This is a genomic window from Teredinibacter sp. KSP-S5-2 (assembly GCF_032773895.1).
Classification (GTDB): domain Bacteria; phylum Pseudomonadota; class Gammaproteobacteria; order Pseudomonadales; family Cellvibrionaceae.
Map to the genome: position 1 here is coordinate 4,614,173 of NZ_CP120416.1, position 21,258 is coordinate 4,635,430.

The 21,258-nt window shown below is 44.4% G+C and carries 22 protein-coding genes; 14 read left to right on the top strand and 8 right to left on the bottom strand.

The genetic code is table 11. The features are described from left to right. The first annotated feature begins 54 nt into the window (after positions 1–54). Together P5V12_RS19700 and P5V12_RS19705 are read left to right on the top strand one after the other, a co-directional pair. Positions 55–420: a L,D-transpeptidase family protein gene (locus P5V12_RS19700; protein WP_316954789.1), complete on the top strand. Its 366-nt coding sequence runs from the start codon at positions 55–57 to the stop codon at positions 418–420. Then, positions 417–965, top strand: a complete 549-nt coding sequence (locus tag P5V12_RS19705; protein WP_316954790.1) for a hypothetical protein — start codon at positions 417–419, stop codon at positions 963–965. Before P5V12_RS19700 ends, P5V12_RS19705 begins: the two co-directional genes overlap by 4 nt. Positions 966–978: 13 nt before the next feature. Here the strand turns inward: P5V12_RS19705 and P5V12_RS19710 are convergent, their stop codons facing one another. Continuing rightward, positions 979–1,836, bottom strand: a complete 858-nt coding sequence (locus P5V12_RS19710; RefSeq protein ID WP_316954791.1) for an AraC family transcriptional regulator — start codon at positions 1,834–1,836, stop codon at positions 979–981. Positions 1,837–1,917: 81 nt separating this feature from the next. On the opposite strand from P5V12_RS19710, the gene P5V12_RS19715 reads away from it, so the two are divergent. Beyond that, on the top strand, positions 1,918–2,835 hold the full coding sequence (locus P5V12_RS19715; protein WP_316954792.1) for a redoxin family protein: 918 nt from the start codon (positions 1,918–1,920) through the stop codon (positions 2,833–2,835). 125 nt (positions 2,836–2,960) lie between these two features. Continuing rightward, entirely contained in the window at positions 2,961–3,836 is an 876-nt protein-coding gene (locus P5V12_RS19720; RefSeq protein WP_316954793.1) for a transglutaminase-like domain-containing protein, read from the top strand. A 71-nt stretch (positions 3,837–3,907) separates the two neighbouring features. On the opposite strand, the gene P5V12_RS19725 is transcribed toward P5V12_RS19720, so the two are convergent. After that, on the bottom strand, positions 3,908–4,453 hold the full coding sequence (locus tag P5V12_RS19725; RefSeq protein ID WP_316954794.1) for a gamma carbonic anhydrase family protein: 546 nt from the start codon (positions 4,451–4,453) through the stop codon (positions 3,908–3,910). Between the two features lie 70 nt (positions 4,454–4,523). Between P5V12_RS19725 and P5V12_RS19730 the strand changes: the two genes are divergently transcribed. The 6 genes from P5V12_RS19730 (at position 4,524) to nhaA (ending at position 9,884) form a co-directional block, all read left to right on the top strand. Beyond that, entirely contained in the window at positions 4,524–6,584 is a 2,061-nt protein-coding gene (locus P5V12_RS19730) for a M3 family metallopeptidase (protein WP_316954795.1), read from the top strand. Positions 6,585–6,587: 3 nt separating this feature from the next. Further along, positions 6,588–6,818, top strand: a complete 231-nt coding sequence (locus P5V12_RS19735; protein WP_316954796.1) for a YheV family putative zinc ribbon protein — start codon at positions 6,588–6,590, stop codon at positions 6,816–6,818. 10 nt (positions 6,819–6,828) lie between these two features. Then, the gene (locus P5V12_RS19740; protein ID WP_316954797.1) at positions 6,829–7,320 is read left to right on the top strand and encodes a hypothetical protein; all 492 of its coding nucleotides are present in this window, start codon (positions 6,829–6,831) and stop codon (positions 7,318–7,320) included. Positions 7,321–7,427: 107 nt separating this feature from the next. Continuing rightward, a complete protein-coding gene (locus tag P5V12_RS19745) occupies positions 7,428–7,964 on the top strand; it encodes a hypothetical protein (protein ID WP_316954798.1) in 537 nt (178 codons plus the stop codon). A 133-nt stretch (positions 7,965–8,097) separates the two neighbouring features. Then, positions 8,098–8,538, top strand: coding sequence for a YtoQ family protein (locus P5V12_RS19750; protein WP_316954799.1), 441 nt, complete (start codon positions 8,098–8,100; stop codon positions 8,536–8,538). A 158-nt stretch (positions 8,539–8,696) separates the two neighbouring features. Next, entirely contained in the window at positions 8,697–9,884 is a 1,188-nt protein-coding gene (gene nhaA / locus P5V12_RS19755) for a Na+/H+ antiporter NhaA (RefSeq protein ID WP_410483305.1), read from the top strand. Between the two features lie 62 nt (positions 9,885–9,946). Here the strand turns inward: nhaA and P5V12_RS19760 are convergent, their stop codons facing one another. The 6 genes from P5V12_RS19760 to P5V12_RS19785 form a co-directional block, all read right to left on the bottom strand. Further along, positions 9,947–12,040, bottom strand: coding sequence for a M4 family metallopeptidase (locus tag P5V12_RS19760; protein WP_316954800.1), 2,094 nt, complete (start codon positions 12,038–12,040; stop codon positions 9,947–9,949). 229 nt (positions 12,041–12,269) lie between these two features. Next, complete coding sequence (locus P5V12_RS19765) at positions 12,270–12,929, bottom strand: hypothetical protein (protein ID WP_316954801.1); 660 nt, start codon at positions 12,927–12,929, stop codon at positions 12,270–12,272. Between the two features lie 302 nt (positions 12,930–13,231). Then, positions 13,232–14,566 carry an MATE family efflux transporter gene (locus tag P5V12_RS19770; RefSeq protein ID WP_316954802.1) on the bottom strand — a complete coding sequence of 445 codons (1,335 nt, stop codon included), beginning with the start codon at positions 14,564–14,566 and terminating at the stop codon, positions 13,232–13,234. A gap of 127 nt (positions 14,567–14,693) precedes the next feature. Next, a complete protein-coding gene (locus P5V12_RS19775) occupies positions 14,694–15,386 on the bottom strand; it encodes a 2,3-bisphosphoglycerate-dependent phosphoglycerate mutase (protein ID WP_316954803.1) in 693 nt (230 codons plus the stop codon). Beyond that, entirely contained in the window at positions 15,379–15,588 is a 210-nt protein-coding gene (locus P5V12_RS19780) for a DUF2061 domain-containing protein (RefSeq protein WP_316954804.1), read from the bottom strand. Before P5V12_RS19780 ends, P5V12_RS19775 begins: the two co-directional genes overlap by 8 nt. Positions 15,589–15,800: 212 nt before the next feature. After that, positions 15,801–16,271 carry a Dps family protein gene (locus tag P5V12_RS19785; protein ID WP_316954805.1) on the bottom strand — a complete coding sequence of 157 codons (471 nt, stop codon included), beginning with the start codon at positions 16,269–16,271 and terminating at the stop codon, positions 15,801–15,803. A 497-nt stretch (positions 16,272–16,768) separates the two neighbouring features. On the opposite strand from P5V12_RS19785, the gene coxB reads away from it, so the two are divergent. Genes coxB through P5V12_RS19805 form a run of 4 tightly spaced genes read left to right on the top strand, consistent with a single transcriptional unit; the run spans position 16,769 to position 21,136 of the window. Then, positions 16,769–17,905, top strand: coding sequence for a cytochrome c oxidase subunit II (coxB, locus tag P5V12_RS19790; RefSeq protein WP_316954806.1), 1,137 nt, complete (start codon positions 16,769–16,771; stop codon positions 17,903–17,905). Positions 17,906–17,918: 13 nt separating this feature from the next. Beyond that, positions 17,919–19,487 (top strand): cytochrome c oxidase subunit I, encoded by a 1,569-nt coding sequence (gene ctaD / locus P5V12_RS19795; protein WP_316954807.1) that lies wholly within the window; start codon positions 17,919–17,921, stop codon positions 19,485–19,487. A gap of 40 nt (positions 19,488–19,527) precedes the next feature. Then, positions 19,528–20,190, top strand: a complete 663-nt coding sequence (locus P5V12_RS19800; RefSeq protein ID WP_316954808.1) for a cytochrome c oxidase assembly protein — start codon at positions 19,528–19,530, stop codon at positions 20,188–20,190. Positions 20,191–20,212: 22 nt separating this feature from the next. Next, on the top strand, positions 20,213–21,136 hold the full coding sequence (locus tag P5V12_RS19805; protein ID WP_316954809.1) for a cytochrome c oxidase subunit 3: 924 nt from the start codon (positions 20,213–20,215) through the stop codon (positions 21,134–21,136). The last annotated feature ends 122 nt before the right edge of the window (positions 21,137–21,258 follow it).

Here is a 21,258-nt window from a genome sequence, read left to right on the forward strand (position 1 = left end):
CGTCGAATGCGGTTAAGGTAACTATCTAAAAGATGTAATCAAAAGGAATACAATGTGTACGAAATTACGGTAGAGCGAGGAATCAGCCAGGGCACGTTAACATTTACTGGTCCGAACAAAAGCGTGCAAACCAAGTGTTATTGGAACCTCAGTAAAAAAATTCCTGCGGGCGTCTATACCGGTTGTTCTGCGACCACAATGGCACGCAAAAAGAATTCCGCCGGAAAACCAAGAGAGGCCGTGTTTATCCCCAATGTAGTTGGTTTTTCCGGTATCTTCATTCACATGGGTAAACCGCCCTATGAAAAATGGTCAGACGGCTGTGTCGTGATTGAGGAAACCAAAATTATTGAAATCTACAATGCCATCACCCCGAAAGATGGCCGCAATGTAAAAGTAACTATTACGGATAAGTCGTGAAAATAGCTGCCCTCGTTTTACCTCTGCTCCTTGTTGCTTGTTCAACGCAAGCTGATCGGCCTCCTGTCTCAGGCGAAGATTTACTCCTTTCCTCTCTACTGGACATCAACCGGTCACGGTATGTCTATAAAGATCCAAAGGGAAATGAAATGTTTGATGAACTTCAGCATTTTAAAGCCCTGGAAAGGTTTTACATAGAAAACATAGAGCTGGAAAAAGATAAGAGCGAACTAACGGACAAGCAAATAAAGGTACTGTTTTTCTTTGCCTACTATGCTCAGCATAAACGTGCGGCAATCTTTCAGGAATATCTGGCAGCAGACCTGATGACGGTCTTTCAGAAACAAGAAGGCGATTTTCTGAGTACGTTGGCGGATCAGCCTTATTTGATCTCGCCCGTGTGTGAACGATTAAATGCGTATTTTGGCTTCGAAGGCCAGCATATGGATGATAAACAGCCTTTCCTGAAACAAAAATCAGAAAATATAAAAATTCAGCTCGGAAAACATGCCAAGGCCTGTTTAAGTCAGTTTAATCCTGCCTGATTCGGATTAACCATCACGGGTTCTCATCACGCAGATTCCCTGATCGGGATTTGAGAAAACGCTGTAGATACTGGCCAGGTGTAATGTTCATCACACGTTTAAACTGGCGCGAAAAATGCGACTGATCATAGTAGCCAGCGGACAGTGCCACTTGGCTGAGATCCTCAGGCTTTTGCCGAATTGTTTTCAACGCGGTGTTAAAGCGTTGGATATCCAAATACTCCTTAATAGACATCCCTAAACTGCTCTTAAAACGCCTTTCCAGTGAGCGTTGGCTTAACCCTGTATGCGAATCAATGAGTTTGGAAATTTTGCCGGAATAGTTTGCCCTAAGTTTTGATAGCAAGGGGCGAAGGGCAACATCTGAATAGTTGAACCGGCAAATAAGCGAATACAGCCAGTTTTCAATCAATACTATTTGTTTTATCCGACACGATGCTAGTGTTAGTTCAGTCAACAACTGTTCCGTGTCGGGGTAGATAGAAGATGTATCGACCAACCCCTTCCTGAGTTCGCATACTGGCAGTGGAAAGCATCGTTTGAATTCACCAGGGAAAAATCGAATACCAAAAACTTTGCAGTTTGACGGGAGTTGGATTTTTTGTGATTGAACAAAAGTGCTATCAAAATAGACGCCTTGTTTCAGTTGTTCGTTATCAACCCATATTGGAGAGCCGATATTGATGATGATGCCCAGACCACCGTTGGGCGTCAGATACTGAGTAAACCCTGTATTGGAGGATGTTCCTCCACAATACCAAATATGTTGAATGGATTGTGACAGTGATGGTAATGGCAGATACAGTTTAAGCCCGAAGTCGTTAACGGGCAGGATTTCTGGCTGGGCTGTACTCAGTGGGTTACGCTTCATGTCGATTTTTTACAATACATAAAAACAATTGTTTTGCATAGTTCACTATTCTAACAATACCTTGGCGAAGGAGAATTCTAGATGAGACTTAAAAAGTTATTAAACCGTTTGGTATTAATGACCTTAGTTATCTGCTTGGTTAATCAGGTTTATGCAGAAAAACTGGATGTGCCGCTAAAGACCTTGAACAATGAGCGGATTAACCTGAAAGATTATAAGACAGAGAAACCGCTTTACATAAAGCTCTGGGCAACCTGGTGCCAGGAGTGCATTAAACAAATGCCCCATTATGTTGAAGCGTACAAACAGTATCACGACAAAATCGATTTCCTTAGTATCAATCTGGACATTAATGATGATCTCCAGGCTGTACAGGAAATAATCAAGCAATATCAGTTGTCGATGCCAGTAGTGAAAGATCACAATAGTGCATTTACGACGGCGTTTGATGCTGTGTTTACGCCTTTTCACGTGTTGATAAATCGCGATGGTACTGTAGTGCATAAAGGTTTTGAGGCATCGGAAGCGTTAGACAAAAAAATTGCATTGCTTGCCAAAAAAGACATTGATGCTGCAGAAGGTTCGGTGGCAAAAAAAACCACAAAACCAGAAGTTATCCAGGAGCAGGGAAAACGTGTGTTGTTTTTTACAATGGCATGGTGTGACTGGTACCTTCAGGAAACCCGGCCAGAAGTATCCAAAAACTGTGTCGATGGCCAAGAAATGGTGAATTCGTTGTACGCAAAAACACAAAACGAAAATTGGCAAATCCTGATCAATCGAATTTGGACTAAACAAGAAGATATCGACGCTTACCAAAAGAAATATACTATTGCAGCGCCAATGAAAATGGACACTGAAAACACGCTATTTCAGCATTACAAAATTAAAGTGGCACCGACATTGATCGTATTGGACGATGGAATTGAGAAGTTGAGAGTCACACAGTTTGCCGATAAAAAACAGGTAGAAAAAATGGTTCAGGCGGCGTTGAAATAACCGTTTTTGTAGCGGGTTGAAACACCGATTTGCGTTTTTTGAGTATGGTTTCAACCCTCCATCTGACTTACCATCAGTAGAATCTATCCGCCAAATAGCGTTCTTATTATCTACTGGGTGTCATAATGGCTTTAGCTCAAAGCTTATATCAATTTTATTCTCTTCCTGGTCCCAATACGGAGTTAACTTTATTTCAGCAGGACACTAAACCAGTTAACGGAATCGAAGCTCTGTGCGACCTGGTCAATAATATTGTGCTGATAGACTTTTGGCACAATATGAGAATTACCAAGCTCAATCCTTCCAGGGAAAGTGACCTTAGCCTGCGCAGTATTCATGAAAAACTGGCTAACTTTCACAAACTGAACACCAGTGATCTTCAACAGGAAAGGGTAGATCAAGAAAAAATCCTGGGTAACTGTCGGGACACATCATTATTACTCTGTGCGTTTCTTAGATATCACGGCGTGCCCGCACGAGTTCGGTCCGGATTCGCCACATTCTTTAGTAAAAAGAAAAAATTTGACCATTGGCTATGCGAGTATTGGCAAGAAGAGGAACAACGGTGGGTGAAAGTCGACACATGGATGTATCAAATTATCTGCAATAAACACCGACTAAATTTTATATTTCGATTTCTGCTCAATCGTTTGAAATACAACCCTCTGGATGTGGAAAGTAAAGATTTTATATCGGGGGGTGAGGCGTGGTTAAATTGTTACATCAAAGGTGAAAACCCAAAGCATTATGGTACCTATGAAAAAGAGTTAAACGGTGATTGGTTCGTTCGTGACAATATGCTCCGAGATTTGTTTTGTCTAAATAAACTGGAGATTTTGCCGTGGGACACTGAAGAAATACAGGGTGGAAAAGACAAGCCGGTGGAGGATGAGGACGTCAATGAATTAAACCAACTTGCTGAATTAGTATCGACTCCAGATCAGCATTTTGCGGATATCAGCGCATATTTTAAAACGCATTTTCCTGGTATTGAAATATAAGAGAAATCCCTTCTTAGTGTTCTGATCTGTATATTCAAACTCAGGCTTGCTCAAGAGTTTGAATTGGCTGATCAATCATCAGCCAGGTATTCATTTTTTAATTTCACGTAGTTTTGTGCTGAATAAGTGAAAAACGTTTTTTCCTCGGGCTTTAATGGTCGAGCTTTTTTGCAGGGGCTACCGACATACAAAAAGCCGCTTTCCAGGGTTTTACCCGGTGGAACCAGAGTTCCTGCACCGATAACAACCTCGTCTTCAACGATCGCGCCGTCTAATACGGTCGAGCCAATACCGACCAGGACTCGATTACCTATAGTGCAACCATGTAAACATGCGCCGTGGCCAATAGTGACATCTTCACCAATATGTAGTGGATAACCATCGGGGTTATAGTTGCTGGCGTGGGTAATGTGCAGCACGGCGTTATCCTGCACGCTGGTTCTAGCGCCCACTCGAATTTTATGCATATCACCACGGATGACGGCGCAAGGCCAAACGGATACATCGTCGCCGAGTACCACATCGCCAATGACGACGCCGGCTTCATCTATGTATACTCGGTCACCAAGTTGTGGCTGAACCCCTTTATAGGCTCGGATAGCCTTGCTTTCTGACATTTTTGCCTCCATAACTACACCAAGTAGTAATAATACCCAAATACTGACTAAAAGGTTGCAGAGAAGTTCTATGAATTCGACCAATCCTCTTCTGGCTGGTGCCAGCTTACCGGAATTCTCCCGCATAAAAACTGAGCATATCGTTCCGGCGATAAAAACATTAATTGAACAATCGGAAAAAAACCTGGAGCAGTTGTTGAATGATCTCAATGATGGCCAGGTAACTTGGGAAAATCTGGTGAGCCCCATCGAAGAGTGGGACGATAACTTAGAGAAGGCCTGGTCGCCGGTAAGCCTGCTTAATGCGGTGATGAATTCTGATGACTTACGGACAGCCTACGAAGAAGCGGAGCAACTTCTTACCGCTTACAATACCAAGATGGGGCAAAACAAAACGCTATACCAAGCGTATGTTCAGTTAAAGGAATCGGCAGGGTTTAATGCACTTTCACAACCACAGAAAAAAACCATCGAAAACGCCGTTCGTGATTTTAAATTGGCCGGTGTGGCGTTAGAAGGCAAAGAAAAAGAACGCTACGGAGAAATACGCAGTGAGCTGTCCAAACTGATGACGCAGTTTGCGAACAACGTGTTGGATGCGACGCATGGTTGGTTCTATGTTGCAGAAGATGTGAGCGAGCTTGATGGTTTATCCGACATGGATATCCAGGCGGCTAAGCAGCGTGCAGAGAGCAAGCAAATATCCGGTTATGTATTGACATTGGATGTACCGGTTTATCACGCGGTACTCACTCAGGCCAAATCCAGAGAACTGCGCAAGACGATGTACCAGGCGTTTTGTACTCGTGCTTCCAACCTTGGCCCATTCGCGGAAGAGGGGCGAGACAAATGGAATAACGACCAGATCATTGACAAGATATTGGAGCTACGTAAAGAGTTAGCAGAATTGCTCGGCTTTAAAAACTTTGCTGAAAAATCCATTGCACCAAAAATGGCAGAGACAACCAGCGAAGTAATTGATTTTCTCACTGACTTGGCGAATAAAGGAAAACCAGTTGCGGAAAAAGAAATAGCTGAACTAAAAGAGTTTGCACGAGATACTTATCAACTCGACAATCTCGAAGCCTGGGATCTTGCATTCTACGCCGAGCGATTAAAAGAATCTCGCTACAATATTTCTCAGGAGGAGTTACGCCCATACTTTCCTGTGGAGAAAGTGCTCTCGGGGTTATTTACCGTAGCCAAGAAACTATTTGCTATTGATATCGTTGAAAACAGTGAAGTGGAAACCTGGCATCAGGATGTTCACTTTTTCGATATCAAAAAAGAAGGGAAGAAAGTGGCAAGCTTTTATCTGGACTTATTCGCACGAGAGAAAAAGCGAGGTGGTGCATGGATGGCCGATTGCCGGGTTCGAAGAAATACTGGGAATGGTGTTCAACATCCTGTTGCGTTTTTAGTTTGCAATTTTAGCCCTGCAATTGATGGTAAGCCTGCATTGTTAAAACATGATGATGTGGTGACGCTCTTCCATGAGTTTGGTCATGGTTTACACCACATGTTATCCGAAATAGATGTTGCAGCGGTAAGTGGAATTAACGGAGTCGCCTGGGATGCAGTGGAACTACCCAGCCAGTTTTTAGAAAACTGGTGTTGGGAAAAAGAAGTGCTGGAGTTTCTTTCTGGTCATTACGAAACTGGAGAGCCATTACCTGAAGAAAAATTGAATAGCCTTCTGGCGGCTAAGAACTTTCACTCTGCTATGTTTTTAATGAGGCAATTGGAATTTGCATTGTTTGATTTTCGACTGCATATGGAATTTGATACCGAAGGGTATCAAGGCGTACAGCAGGTGCTGAATGATGTTCGTCAACAGGTCTCGGTGTTAACTCCCCCTTCATACAACCGGTTTCAAAATAGTTTTAGCCATATTTTTGCCGGAGGTTACGCGGCGGGTTACTACAGTTATAAATGGGCGGAAGTGTTATCTGCCGATGCATTTTCACTATTTGAAGCAAACGGCATTTTCGACAATGCGACGGGTAATAAATTTTTACAGGAAATTTTGCAACAGGGCGGTTCGCGGGATGCGATGGAACTGTTTATTAATTTCCGAGGTAGAAAACCCAGTGTTGAGCCATTACTTCGTCACGGTGGTATAGTGAGTTAAGTTATGAGTAAAAAACGATTTATTGCGGGCGCGGTGTGCCCTTCCTGTGGGGAGATGGATAAATTAGTGCTCTACATGGAGAGTGATAAAAACGTCCGTGAATGTGTGGCATGTGGTTTTAAGGATGTGATGCATATCCAACAACAACCTAGAGAACTAGAAACCAGAGTGAATAAAACAGAAGAGGAAAAACAAGCTGAAGTACAAGTTTTGAATTTTCCTCCCCAAGAATGAATTTGATGTTATGAATGAAAACGAAAAGGAAGAAGAAAACGAAGTTGTTCGAACTGAACAGTTAATCAATGACTATGACGTAACCCGTTTTATTGATAGTTCGATCATTGAAGAAAGCGGAGCAACTATAACGCAAAAGGTCGCGAGTTTATTTTGTAAAATTTACGCTCATAGACGAATTAACGACCCGACGAATTTTGATTTTGCCGCAGCAGAGTATTACATCTATGCGCGATTATTAACGGGAATTACTGGTGATCCTATCGCTGATACAAATCCAAATACGGCGCATATTCAACGTCGAGTATTTGCATTGTTATCGCTAAGAGAGATTTTTTTAGACGAGGGTGAGCTGCAGGAGCCGCCGCGTTCGCACTTACTTAAATGGAGTCAAAACGGCGCAAGACAGGGTTTGGTAGATTGGGATGCCAGAAATCCTGGTAAACCCAAGAATCATGGCGCAAGTGTGCGCATTCTTACTGACCCACAACTTTCTTTTTAATATACTCGGCCGCCAATTTTGCTGAGACAAAATTGGCGATTAAAAATCGAAATCACATTCGAGCGATTTTTAATCAGTAACTCCATGTATAGTGAAAAGGAAATTTTATGAAAAACACATTAAAAGCCATCGCTTTTTCTGCTGTATGTTTGTCATCTACCGCTTTTGCCGGTGCCGGCGTTGGTATGTCTGCTACAAGTGATGATGTGACAATCTATGTGCCTATTGATGCAGGTAAACACTTTCGCATTGAGCCTTTATTCCGTTACGGGTATTCAGAAACTGAAACCGACTACAACACTGAATTTGTAGCGAATGATAAAATCGAATCTACCAATTATGAATTGGGAGTGGGTTTATTCGGGCGGGCGTCTGTTGTGAGTAATGTGAGTGGATACTACGGCGCGCGCTTGAGTTATATCTCCAGAGAGTTGGAATCGTCTTCGGTTAAATACGATACGTCTGGATATCGTATTGCACCGACTCTTGGTTTTGAATACTTTTTAACGGAAAAGTTTTCTGTTGGCGGTGAGGCCGAATGGTATTATCAATCGACAGAAACCGACAACAACGAAAACGAAACGACTCAAGACTCATCCCAAACGGGTACCGAGACACGTATTATTGCCCGGTTCCGTTTTTAATTTCTCACACTCATAGTGTTATTATGAAAAGCGATGTGCAATCAGTGCCGTCGCTTTTTTTGTATGACTACAATTATTTTTATGGAATGACGGGAAAAGCGGGAAAAACCGTTTACCAATGAGGAGGTGCCCTGTGGAATGGGAAGTATATTTATCCGGAGAAATTCACACGGATTGGCGAGAACAGATTATTGCGGGTTGTCAGCAGTTATCCTTGCCTATTCATTTTACTTCTGCAGTAACCAATCACGAGGCGAGTGATGCGGCGGGTGATGTACTTGGCGAAGAAGCAAATAGTTTTTGGCGCGATCATAAGTCTGCCAAGGTGAATGGGATTCGAACTAAGAGTCTTATTGAGCGTTGCGATTTAGCGGTTATCCGCTTTGGTGATAAGTATAAGCAGTGGAATGCCGCATTTGATGCGGGTTATTGTGCCGCTTTGGCAAAGCCTTTCATCACCTTGCATAATGACGATATCGTTCATCCTCTGAAAGAAGTGGATGGTGCTGCAATGGCGTGGGCCCAAACACCGCAACAAGTTGTAGAAATATTACGCTATGTGGTACAGAAGTAGCCTTTTGCTATGACCCGGGACAGATTATCGTCCTAAATCTCGGTTCGAATGACCTTATTCTCGCGGACATTTGTTATACAATGCACCGCAGTTTGTTTGATCCGGATATCAAATCCTGACTATTAAAATTGATCGACTGAGATTGAGGCTGTACTTATATGACGCACAAAATGAGTGCTATTGATCGTTTCTTTAAAAAGGAATCCGCTCCGGGGATCCTGTTGATGATAGCCGCGGTGGTTGCGGTTATCGCGGCAAACAGCCCCCTTAAAGTGTATTACACGCTGCTTATTGATATTCCCGTTCAAGTGCGGGTTGGTGCTTTGGATATTGCCAAGCCATTACTGTTGTGGGTGAACGACGGTTTGATGGCGGTATTTTTCCTTCATGTAGGGCTGGAGCTGAAGCGAGAGTTTCTGGAAGGTGAGTTAAAGGATAAACGCAATATCATTCTCCCTGGCCTGGGAGCCTTGGGTGGTATGGCGATTCCTGCGCTTATATACGTTGCATTCAACTATAACAACCCGTCATCTGTGAGTGGCTGGGCGATTCCAGCAGCGACGGATATCGCTTTTGCCTTGGGCGTTTTGGCTTTATTAGGTAGCAGAGTGCCATTGAGTTTGAAGGTGTTTTTGACTTCCCTGGCTATCTTTGATGATGTTGGCGCGATTGTTATCATCGCATTGTTTTATACCAGTAAAATTTCCATCACAGCGTTAATTATTGTCGCTGTGTGTACGGCGATACTTTTTATTCTTAACCGTCGATGCGTATGTGAAAAAGGTTTGTACGCGGTACTGGGTATAATTATGTGGATCGCTATGTTGAAGTCTGGCGTGCATGCAACCTTAACCGGTGTGCTTTTGGCAATGTTTATTCCGATGCGTTCGGAAGATGACCCGACAGTGTCACCCGTTAGACGCTTGGAACATGATCTGCATTCAACAGTATCCTTTTTTATTCTTCCGGTTTTTGCTTTTTGTAACTCGGGAATTAACTTCTCAACGGTTGGTATTGATCAGCTTACACACGACGTAACACTCGGCATTGTTTTGGGACTGTTTCTTGGTAAACAATTTGGTGTCTTTGCGTTTTGTTGGTTCGGTATCAAAATGGGTTGGGCGAAACTGCCGAAACAAACAAACTGGATGTCCTTATACGGTGTTTCCATACTCTGCGGTATTGGTTTCACTATGAGCTTGTTTATTGGTTCACTTGCGTTTGAAGAATCGGGTGTGGATAGATTATTTGACGAGCGTTTGGGGATTGTTCTAGGGTCATTGGTTTCCGGTATTTTCGGTACTATGGTACTTAAATTCGCTTTGCGTAAAAAAGCAGAAAGTTAACGTTTTATTTTCACGATAAAAAAGCCCAGTAAAAACTGGGCTTTTTTTTGGCTAATCTTATCTTACATGCAAGAACCGATTACTTCCCATACCTGCCAAGGTCCTGAATTTTGTTCAGGGTTGGCACCCTGATTCCACCATTGCGCTTGATACTCGACATTATTCAGGCTCACCTTGTCACCATTTAAGTACACATCAGCCGCATTCCATGTTGGGCTAGTACAAATATTTCCTCCGCTAGAGCTGGAACTTGATGAACTACTGGAGCTGGATGACGATGAAGAACTTGATGAGGTCGACGACGAACCGCTCGAACTGGACGACGAGGTAGAAGAGCCGGAGCAACTACCGGTTTGTGTCCACGCGGTGTTCCAATAGAGGCCAACACCGGGTTCATAGGCCCACGCAGAAGATGACGAACACCAGCCAGAAACATCACAGCGATACTGGTTGTTTTGGTTTGAGACTTGTTGTCCAACGGAATATGCCGTACCGGCTGAATATTGTGGTGCTGTACATTGTCCACCGCCAGAACTGGAAGACGAGCTGGATGACGATGAGGAGGAGCTGCTACTGCTCGAACTGGATGAGCTACTGCTACCGCCGCCAGCAACGGTGATACCTACTTTGGCAAATGCCGCTGCCACATCGTCCAGATTATAGCCGAGGCTTTGTGCAGCGTCGCGAGCGCCTTGAGCACCCTGTTGATAGTTGGTGCTTGGCCCCCAATAGCTTTGATTGGCTTTGACAAAAATTTCAAAAGCTTTGCGTGTATCCCAACCGGGAGTAGTCGCCAAGTGATAGAAGGCTTTATTAAATACGCCGCTACTGTGGTGAACATCCATGCCTGGATAGTAATTGCTGACATGACCAATGGAACTGCCGTCTCGGGTTGGATCTTCAAAATAACGCAGAGCGGTGCCAGATTTACGCAACTCATATCCGACTAACCAATCATTAGTGCCACGCATATAGAATTCTGCAGCTTCGCCAGCCATATCGGAAAAAGATTCGTTAATACCACCGGATTGGTTTTCATAAATTAATCCGGCGTTTTGTTCGGTAAAACCATGGCTGACTTCGTGAGAAGAAACATCGAGGCTGGTAAGTGGATAAAATAACGAACCGCCATCACCAAACGTCATTTCACGTCCGTTCCAAAACGCGTTGTCATAATTGCTGCTGTAATGCACACGCATGGTGAGCTTGAATGACAGTGGACGCGTGTTGTACCAATTTTGATACATATCGAAAACAACACCACCAAAATAGTGTGCATCGTTCAGTGGTGAATAGGCGCCGTTAATTTCCTTTACCGTATTTTCCGGCCCCTGAAAAGAATAGGCCTGGGTACCCGTTGTGCCGTGGTTTAAGTTAACAGTTTTAACATTGGTGTTTTCCATGATATAGGTGCTGCCACTCACGGTAACATCAAGCTTGTCGTAATCCGTTCCGTAATAATAACGGCCGATTTTTTGATTACCTCCTGGGCCTGTGCCTTGTTTAACATGGGCGAGACCTTCGAAAGTAAAGAGCGTGTCTCCACTCTTTGCATCAATGATGTACGTTGGACGTGTAGGATGACCACCGCCGTTTACATCAGCAAAAAATGAAACCGCATATGCAAGGTGTGATGTGTCTTGATCGTCGACATAAATCACCAAGTCGCTGGATTCGGAATGAAATTCCCAGGCACCCTGAGGGTCAATTTTTTGGGTATGATTTTTCTTTACATCATTTAATACCGTGTCGGCCGAAAAAGCGGGTTGTGTATCCTGAACTTCCGCATCAACACCGAGTACGGCATTGCCATGTAATTGAGATATCGATCGGTTTGAGCCTTGTGTTGTAATAACACGTGTTCCCCAAACGGGAATTGTTTTATAGGTTTGAATATATCTTTGGTGAGTAAGTCCTGTATCTGCATCAAAGCGGGATCGTTCCAGTACCAGGTTTTCATCGTTACTTAATCCAATAGCCTGGCTGATATTACTGGTTACGCTTCTGACCGTTGGGCCTTGAATGGCTTGTTGGGCTCGCTGAAGAAGTGTGTAGTCATTACGTAAATCTACAAGGTCGGCCGAGTTTGCTGCGGCAGAAAATACAATGAGAGGTATCACTGCGCTCAGTTTTTGGAGCCTATTCGGTATTATCATTATTTTTCCCCTTAGGTTTGAATAATTGTGCAGCTTTCTCATTTCCTTTTTTGATGATGAGGATCCCAGAGCATGAGCAGACTGCATTAATTTAACGGGTTAATAATGAAATACCTCAACGGATGATTTGAGGATTTTTGTACTGACACAAAAAATGAGAAGAAAAGTTATTTATTAACGGAATGTGACAAGAGGGCCCGGCAGAGTCTTATATCGTTTTACTACAGATTTAATGGTAAGACTCTGATGCTATGGTACTGGTTAAATTAAGTGTAATCAGTGAATCACCAGCAAGACACGGCCACTTATCCAGTTCATACCTCCAACCCTGGCTTTTATGTTGAGTGACATACTTTTGGAAAGCGGTGTCTTTTAAAAAGTCGTCCGTTTGAAAAAGTGCTTCAATGGAATAGTGCACAGCTAAGTCCAACTGGTTTGCGAAGTCATCGCCGAGCAAGTCGTGAACGACGATATTAGAAAGCGTCATGTCCATGGGGGAAAGTGGAACACCGCAAGCCATCATAATCCGATCATTCACTTCTTCCATTAACCTGTGAGCCAGATAGGCCTCATCGATTAATGCGTGCATCCCTGAGTGGTGAGTTACCAGTTCAGGTGGCTGAATAAAATAATCTTCAGCAATATGTATAAAGTGCTGTGTGTATTGGTAAATACCTGCTGACTTGGTGATATCTTCCAAAGCTTCAACAAAGTCTGGAACGTGTTCTATATAACTGGTTACGAAGTTAAGCAGCGCCTGAGAGGCATTTTCTTCAGGTAAGGATATAAGGTGATGCAAAGCATCGATTCGAGCTTTGAGAAAATTCTGTAGTGCGTTGGTCTCGTTTTCCCTCTGTCGAGCAATCGCTATAGAGTCTCGGATGTGCAAGATTCGTTTCTCAGTCATAGTTCAAAGGCAATTTACATATGCCAACATGTGCATAGGCTTATTACCTTACCTGCAGGAATATTATCGATTTCTGGATGTTAGCCCTTATGTTCGATACTTCTGCAGGGCCCTGGACAACAAATTATACAATTTTGCTGTAATTACAAGGCGATAGAATACAAAAAACTAAATAAGTTATTCTTTATAGTATGTGCACGCAAAAAAATAAAAGCTCTAATACAATGGTTATCAAATAGCTGGCTTCTATAAATATAGTGCATAAGTTATGGGTTTTCCTGTTTTCAGGCATACCATTTGTTATGTTTTGTCATCAATAAAAATGAAACAGCGAGGGAGGCTCCCCGAAAAAAATTGAACATGACGAAACTCAACCAGAGGCCGTGATTCGAGTCTTGTCCAAATACCGCCCATAAAGGTAAGAATACTCCGAATACTGCGATTAACATCCAATTGCGCATTGTGCCTGTTTTACCTGCACCAATAAAAATGCCATCCAACAAATAGCACCAGACACTGGCTAATGGAATGAGAATAATCCAAAGGTAATAGGTTTTTGCGAGTACGGTGACGCTAGGAATATCGGTAAGTAGCGCAATAAGCCAGTTTCTACTAAAAATAAAAAATGCTGTATAACCAAAAGCAATAACGCTCGCTGATAGTAGGGTTGCCCAGCAAGCACGAAAAAATGCCTCAAGGTTCTGTTGACCCAGTGCTTTTGCTGCCATGGCTTCGGCGGCGTGAGCATAGCCATCCAGGCCGAAAGCGACGAACAGCATCAGTTGCATCAGTACCGCGTTGGCCGCCAGAACATCGGCCCCCTGTGCTGCGCCCTGTGCTGTGAAAAAGTTAAATGCGAATAGCAAAGCGCTGGTACGAATAAACAGGTCTCGGTTATAGGCAATAAGGTCTTTCCAGCGCTGGAAAGCGAAGATGCCCTCAAAACGGGGTTTGGGCAGATTCAATACCCTAAAATGACGTAGGCAGAGAGTCACGGCAATCAATAGCCCGAGGTACTCTGCCACCACTGTTGCGATTGCGGCTCCAACCGCGGCTTTGCCTAAAACCACAATAAACAGGTAGTCCAACACAATATTGGTAACGTTGGCGGTGACAGTGATGAGCAACGGGACTTTGGTATTGTGCAAGCCAATAAACAAGCCCACGATTACATAGGTGAGCATCACCGCAGGAGCCCCAATAATGCGTATTTGGCAATAACTGAGAGCAATCTCCGAGATAGCGGAATCCTTGACAACCAACCATACCCCAAGTGGTAAAACCACGCCCTGAAATAAAACCAGAAGCAGGCCAATGGTCATCGCGAAAAGGCCGTAATTGGTGGCTTGATCACTGATTAACTGGGTATTTCCGGCACCGAGCGCCCGCCCGATAATGCTGGTTGTTCCCATGCGTAGAAAAGAAAAAACCCAATAAACAAAGGCCAGGATATTCGTGCCTACAGCAACTGCACCGAGAAACTGTGGATTATCCAGATGGCCCAACATTGCGGTATCTACCAAGCCAAGCAGGGGAATAGAAAGATTGCTGACGATCATTGGCCACGCCAGGTTATATGCCTGTCGATGGGGCAGGTTGCTCAGATTAGTTAGGGCCATGTGATGCATTATTATTGGCGAGGGAGGGCAAGTATATCGATCGCCAACAGCAGATAAAAGTTAAGCCTTGTCATGTAGCCAGCCGCTTATGAATGGCTTTCGATTGATGCGTGCTAGCGTATGAGTGTTAATCCAAATAGTGCCAGCTCTCCGGCTGCCCGTTTTTATCAAAGCGATAAACGATGGGAACACCTGTTGGTATTTCGAATGTCTCTACTTCCTTTTCACTCATTCCGCTTAAGAACATTATCAGTGCTCTCAGAGTGTTGCCGTGAGAGGAGATAAGTACTTTATCCCCAGCCGCAAGATGCGAGGGTATTCGGTCTTGCCAGAAACTCTTGGCGCGATTTTGCGTGTCCAGAAGATTTTCTCTGGATGGTAGTTTCTCCGAAGGAATGTGTTGATATCGAGCATCAAAGCGGGGGTGGCGTTCGTCTTCTGCTTCGAGCGCTGGTGGCATGTCCAGAAAACCTCTACGCCAGCGAAGAACCTGTTTCTCGCCAACATCTTTCGCCATTGCTACCTTATCAAGCCCCTGCAAACCACCGTAATGTCTCTCGTTTAGTCGCCAGTCAGAATGAACGGGTATATCGTTTAGCTGAAGTTCGTCGAGAATAATATCGGCCGTTTTCTGCGCTCGCTGCAGGACTGAGGTATATACAACGTCAAAAACGTATCCCGCTCTTCCCAGAGTGGCTGCGGCTCTTTCGGCTTCGCTTTCGCCGAGAGTAGTTAATGGTGGATCGGCCCAGCCTGTGAACTTGGATTGTGCGTTCCAGGTGCTTTGCGCGTGACGAATCATAATGATGTCATTAGGCATTTTGTAGTCTCCCAAAGTCTGTACTGGTTTGTGATTTTTTGGCGGAGTTCCAGGCTTTTTCGTGAAAGAAGTATGCAACGCTGTTAATTGCTGGCTCGACTAGAGCAACCAGACCGCCGACTAGAACATCGCCAGTGAGTACCCAGGTCACGATAAACGCGATACTGAAATGCAGTGACGCAAATGAAAGTGTTTTAACCATGTTATGTACTCCTGTGATTGATTAGCTGTCTCTTTGAATTATATTATAATGAGAATCATTCTCAAATAAATGTCATTAAATCAATGATTACAATCAATCAAATCGATCAATAAGAGATGTATCGAAACTTAAATCGATTAAAGGTGTACGAAGGTTGGAGGCGGGAGGAAGAGATAAGAGAAAGCCCACTTTCGTGGGCTTATGAAGGTATGCTATTTGCGAGTTGCTCTGAGCATCCAGGCTGTCTTTTCGTGGATGCGCATTCTGTCTGAAACCAGCGCCGAAGTTGATTCATCGTTCGCATCCTGTGCAAGCTTCAATACTTCACGAGCGGTTTTAACCACTTGCTCGTGTCCTTGAGTGAGGTAGTCCACCATTTCCTCTGCGCTGGGCACGCCTTCAATCTCTTTAATCGACGTTAACTTGGCAAACGCCTTATAGGTGCCTGGTGCTGGTACATCCAAAGTGCGAATACGCTCGGCGATATCGTCCACCGCTACGGCTAACTCGGTGTAATGCTCTTCAAACATCAAGTGCATTTCACGAAACTGTGGTCCAGTGACATTCCAGTGGAAGTTATGTGTTTGCAGATAGAGTGTGTAGGAGTCTGCTAGAAGCTTTTTTAGTCCCTCGGCAATACTTAAGCGATCCTGTTCATTAATACCTATATCAATGCTGGTCATGTTATGCCCTTTTTACTAATGATGAGTTGGTTGGACGGGCATAGTGTAAGAAACTGATGTGTAAATTTCTCTTAGTTTTTATTTATATTTTCAATAGCTTAGGCTGCATGAGAGAGAATTCAGATGAGCTTAATTGGAGAGCGAAAAAAAACTGGCGCTACAAAAACCATCAAACAGGTGATGAATTAGGCGAAAAACCTCATTTTTTGTAGTGAATTGAAGGGTATTTTGATCTAAATAAAAGAATTGATTTGCTATATGTGGCTTAATTTTGATCCCTGCATGGCTTAAAAACACTTACTTTCTCCAAAAACCCGCCTATAATACCCGCCGGCGACAAATTGTCGCACCCTTTTTGTGTGCTTTCTGTACACACTGGTTTTCCCGACCAGATAAAGGGCCCACAGTTGTATTTGGTATGTGCTTATGCGCGATACCACAGCTCGTGATTTAAGAAGTATAAAAATAGAAATAGGCTAACTAACGGAGACGGGGCGATGTTAAGTACTTCCAAGCGGTCGCTCGCTCTGCTGTTTGTTACTGGGATGATGATGGCGTTGCCGTCGTTTGCCGGAAGTAACGAGTGGCAGCTAAATATGACCGAGGGCGTAACATCTGTAAGTAAAAACGTTTATGACCTGCATATGCTGATTCTGATTATCTGTTGTGTAATCGGCGTGTTGGTGTTCGGCGCAATGTTTTACAGCATGTTTATGCATAGGAAATCTCGCGGTGCCCAAGCGAGTAACTTCCACGAAAGTTTAACGCTCGAATTTGCCTGGACAATTGTTCCAGTCATTATTCTGGTCGCTATGGCTATACCAGCTACCAGTACACTAAAACAGATATATGACCATGAAGACGCAGAACTAGAGGTTCTTGTCACGGGTTATCAGTGGAAGTGGAAATACGAATATCTTGGTCAAGAAGTCAGTTTCTTCTCGAACTTGGCGAAGAATTCAAAAGATCAAATCTATGCTAAAGGCGACAAGTCCCAAAACTACCTATTGGAAGTGGACGAGCCTCTAGTCATTCCTGCCGGCGTAAAAGTACGTTTTTTGGTAACCGCTGCTGATGTTATCCACAGCTGGTGGGTACCCAAACTTGCCGTTAAGCGCGATGCGATTCCCGGTTACGTTAATGCCGCCTGGACCAAGGTTGATGAACCTGGTGTTTATCGCGGTCAATGTGCGGAACTGTGCGGTAAAGATCACGGATATATGCCTATTGAAGTCCACGTTGTCTCCCAAGCCGAATTCGATAGTTGGATTGGTGAAAAAAGACAAAAAGCGTTGGAAATTGCTGAGGCAGCCAAACAAACCCTTACCTTTGATCAGCTGATTGCCGAAGGCGAATCAGTCTATGCGGCCAAGTGTGCGGCGTGTCATGGTGCAAATGGTGAAGGTGGTGTTGGTCCGGCAATGAATGGCAGCAAAGTCGCTACGGGTGAACTTGCCGGCCATTTGAATGTGGTGTTGAAAGGTGTTGCTGGAACAGCGATGCAAGCCTTTGCCGAGCAGTTAACACCAGTTGAAGCAGCCGCAGTAATCACTTACCAACGTAACGCGTTCGGCAATAACATGGGTGACTTGGTTCAGCCTATTGATATTGTTAACGCCAAGCAAGGCCAATAGGGGGGTCGTAACTATGGCACATGGTCCTGCGAAAGGAATAGGTCGTTGGTTATACACAACCAACCACAAAGACATAGGTAGCATGTACCTATGGTTTAGTTTCGCCATGTTTTTTCTTGGCGGTGTTTTTGCTCTTGTGATCCGTGCGGAACTATTCCAGCCCGGATTGCAAATTGTTGAGCCTAACTTCTTCAACCAAATGACCACCATGCACGGCCTGGTGATGGTGTTTGGTGCGGTGATGCCGGCCTTTGTTGGTCTGGCAAACTGGATGATTCCAATGATGATTGGGGCTCCGGATATGGCGCTACCGCGGATGAACAACTGGAGCTTCTGGATTCTTCCATTTGCTTTCGCCATGATGGCTTCAACGCTATTCATGGAAGGCGGTGCACCTAACTTCGGGTGGACATTCTACGCTCCTCTATCTACCACTTATGCTCCACCATCAGTAACTTTCTTCATCTTTGCGGTTCACATCATGGGTGCCAGTTCGATCATGGGTGCAATTAACATTGTTGCAACCATACTGAACATGCGTGCTCCTGGTATGACTTTGATGAAAATGCCACTGTTTGTCTGGACATGGTTGATTACTGCTTACCTGTTGATTGCTGTAATGCCTGTACTTGCGGGTGTAGTAACCATGATGTTGATGGATATCCACTTTGGTACCAGCTTCTTTGACGCGGCGGGTGGTGGTGACCCGGTATTGTTCCAGCACGTGTTCTGGTTCTTTGGTCACCCTGAGGTATACATCATGATCCTGCCAGCGTTTGGTGTGGTCAGTGCAATCATCCCAACCTTCGCACGTAAGCCGTTGTTTGGTTACTCCTCAATGGTATACGCGACAGCATCAATTGCATTCCTCAGCTTCATTGTATGGGCTCACCACATGTTCACTGTTGGCATGCCGTTGTTTGGCGAGCTGGTGTTCATGTATGCAACCATGTTGATTGCTGTACCGACTGGTGTAAAAGTCTTTAACTGGGTAACTACCATGTTCAAAGGCTCAATGACATTTGAAGCGCCGATGATGTTTTCCATCGCCTTCGTTATTTTGTTCACAATTGGTGGGTTCTCTGGTTTGATGCTTTCTATCGCGCCAGCGGATTTCCAATACCACGATACCTATTTCGTAGTGGCTCACTTCCACTATGTATTGGTGCCGGGTGCTATCTTCTCGATTACAGCTGCCGTGTACTACTGGCTGCCCAAGTGGTCAGGCAAGATGTACGACGAAACACTGGCAAAAACCCACTTCTGGTTGGCGTTTGCAGGTTTGAATATCACCTTCTTCCCCATGCACTTCTCGGGCTTGGCGGGCATGCCTCGTCGTATTCCTGACTACAATCCGCTATGGGCAGACTGGAACATGATTTCATCTGTGGGTGCCTTCCTGTTTGGTGCGGCACAGGTACTGTTCCTGTATATCGTTATTCGCACCATCGTAAGTGGTAAACAAGCGACAGATCGCGTCTGGGAAGGGTCCCATGGTTTGGAGTGGACGGTACCATCACCAGCGCCATACCACACCTTCAGCACACCTCCAGTTATTAAAGACGAAGATGCGCACGGTTAAATCCGGCGCATTTTGAGCACGTAGAGGGCGGAGTTTCGAAATGGCTAGCTCACAGGAAAACAAAGCGGTTCTTTTAACCTCATTAAAGATGTTGGGGTTGGTTATTGCGATGTTTGTTTTTGCCATGTGGGTCATGCCGCCTCTGTACAACCTCTTTTGTGATATCGCCGGTTTAAACGGTAAAACAAAAGGGAAATACGAGGCGGTCGAAGTCAAAGTCGATACCAATAGATACGTTACCGTTCAGTTTGTTGGAACCAACAACGAAAACATGCCTTGGGGCTTTAAACCCGAGGTATTTTCCGTAAAGGCGCATCCAGGCGAAGCGGTGACAACTAACTTCATCGCGCAGAACCCGACCGGACAAATTATGGTTGGTCAGGCTGTACCTAGTCTGGTTCCCAGCAATGCGACGGATTACTTCCATAAGACAGAGTGTTTTTGTTTTAACCGGCAGGCACTGGGGCCGGGGGAAGAGGCAAAGTTGGGGTTGCGATTTATTGTTGATCAGGAACTGCCCAAGGGCGTGAATGTGATTACCTTGAGCTATACCTTGTTTGACGTCACCAAAGAATCTCCCGATTACGTAGCATCAAAAAAACTGGAACTTGAAAGAAAAGAGGGTCGAGCAGAAGAATCAGACCCCCTTTCTGATGAAGAAGAACTCACTGACAAATTAACCGCACTAACAGTACAAATTTAAGAATAAGGCGGGGTAGCAACTAATGGAACAACAACACGAAACCTATTACGTACCGGAGCAAAGCAAATTTCCGCTTTTTGCTTCTTTAGGTTTATTTCTTACGGTCTTTGGTTTGGGCTCGTGGCTGAACGAAATGACTCACGACAAAGATGGCAGCGGCATGACGATTTTTTTCCTCGGCCTCGCGTTCTTTTGTCTTATTTTATTCAAATGGTTCGGTGCTGCCATCGATGAAAACATTCGTGGCTTAAATAGCGCTCAGTTAAAACGCTCTTACGTTTGGGGCATGGGCTGGTTTATTTTCTCCGAAGTTATGTTCTTTGCAGCGTTTTTCGGTGCATTGTTTTACATCCGCCACTTCGCGCTTCCCTGGTTATCTGAAGGTCCAACCAATGAACTTCTATGGAAAGGGTTCGAAGGTAGCTGGCCAGTAATGACAACACCTGACATGGCTGTCAATGGCGCTAATGCTAATGTTCTAGGCCCAGAGCAAAACATGAGTAACCCTGGTATCGGAAATTGGGGTAGTTGGTTGCCGTTCTGGAATACCGTCATCCTAATGACGTCGTCAGTGACTGTGCATATGGCTCACGTTGCGCTTAAAAATGACAAAAAATCTGCTTTCAATCTATGGTTAGGCTTAACCGTAGCATTGGGTATGATCTTCCTTGTTGTTCAAGCTTATGAGTATATACATGCTTATCACGAGTTAGGTTTGACACTTGAGTCTGGTATTTACGGAACAACCTTCTTCCTGTTGACCGGGTTTCACGGTTTGCACGTAACAATGGGTACCTTCATGTTATTGGTACAATGGTTGCGCTCGGTATTGAAAGGCCATTTCAAACACGATGATTGCTTCGGTTTTGAAGCTTCCAGTTGGTACTGGCACTTTGTTGATGTGGTATGGGTTGGACTATTTATCTTTGTCTACATTCTTGGTTAATCGTATTGCCGATATCTGAGTTGCGTAAGGGATCGAATATTCGCAACTCAGAGAAGGGATCGGTAATACCGCCCCGCGAACGGGTGGGCTTGAATAGTAAAAAAGATAAAAGGTGTTACAAA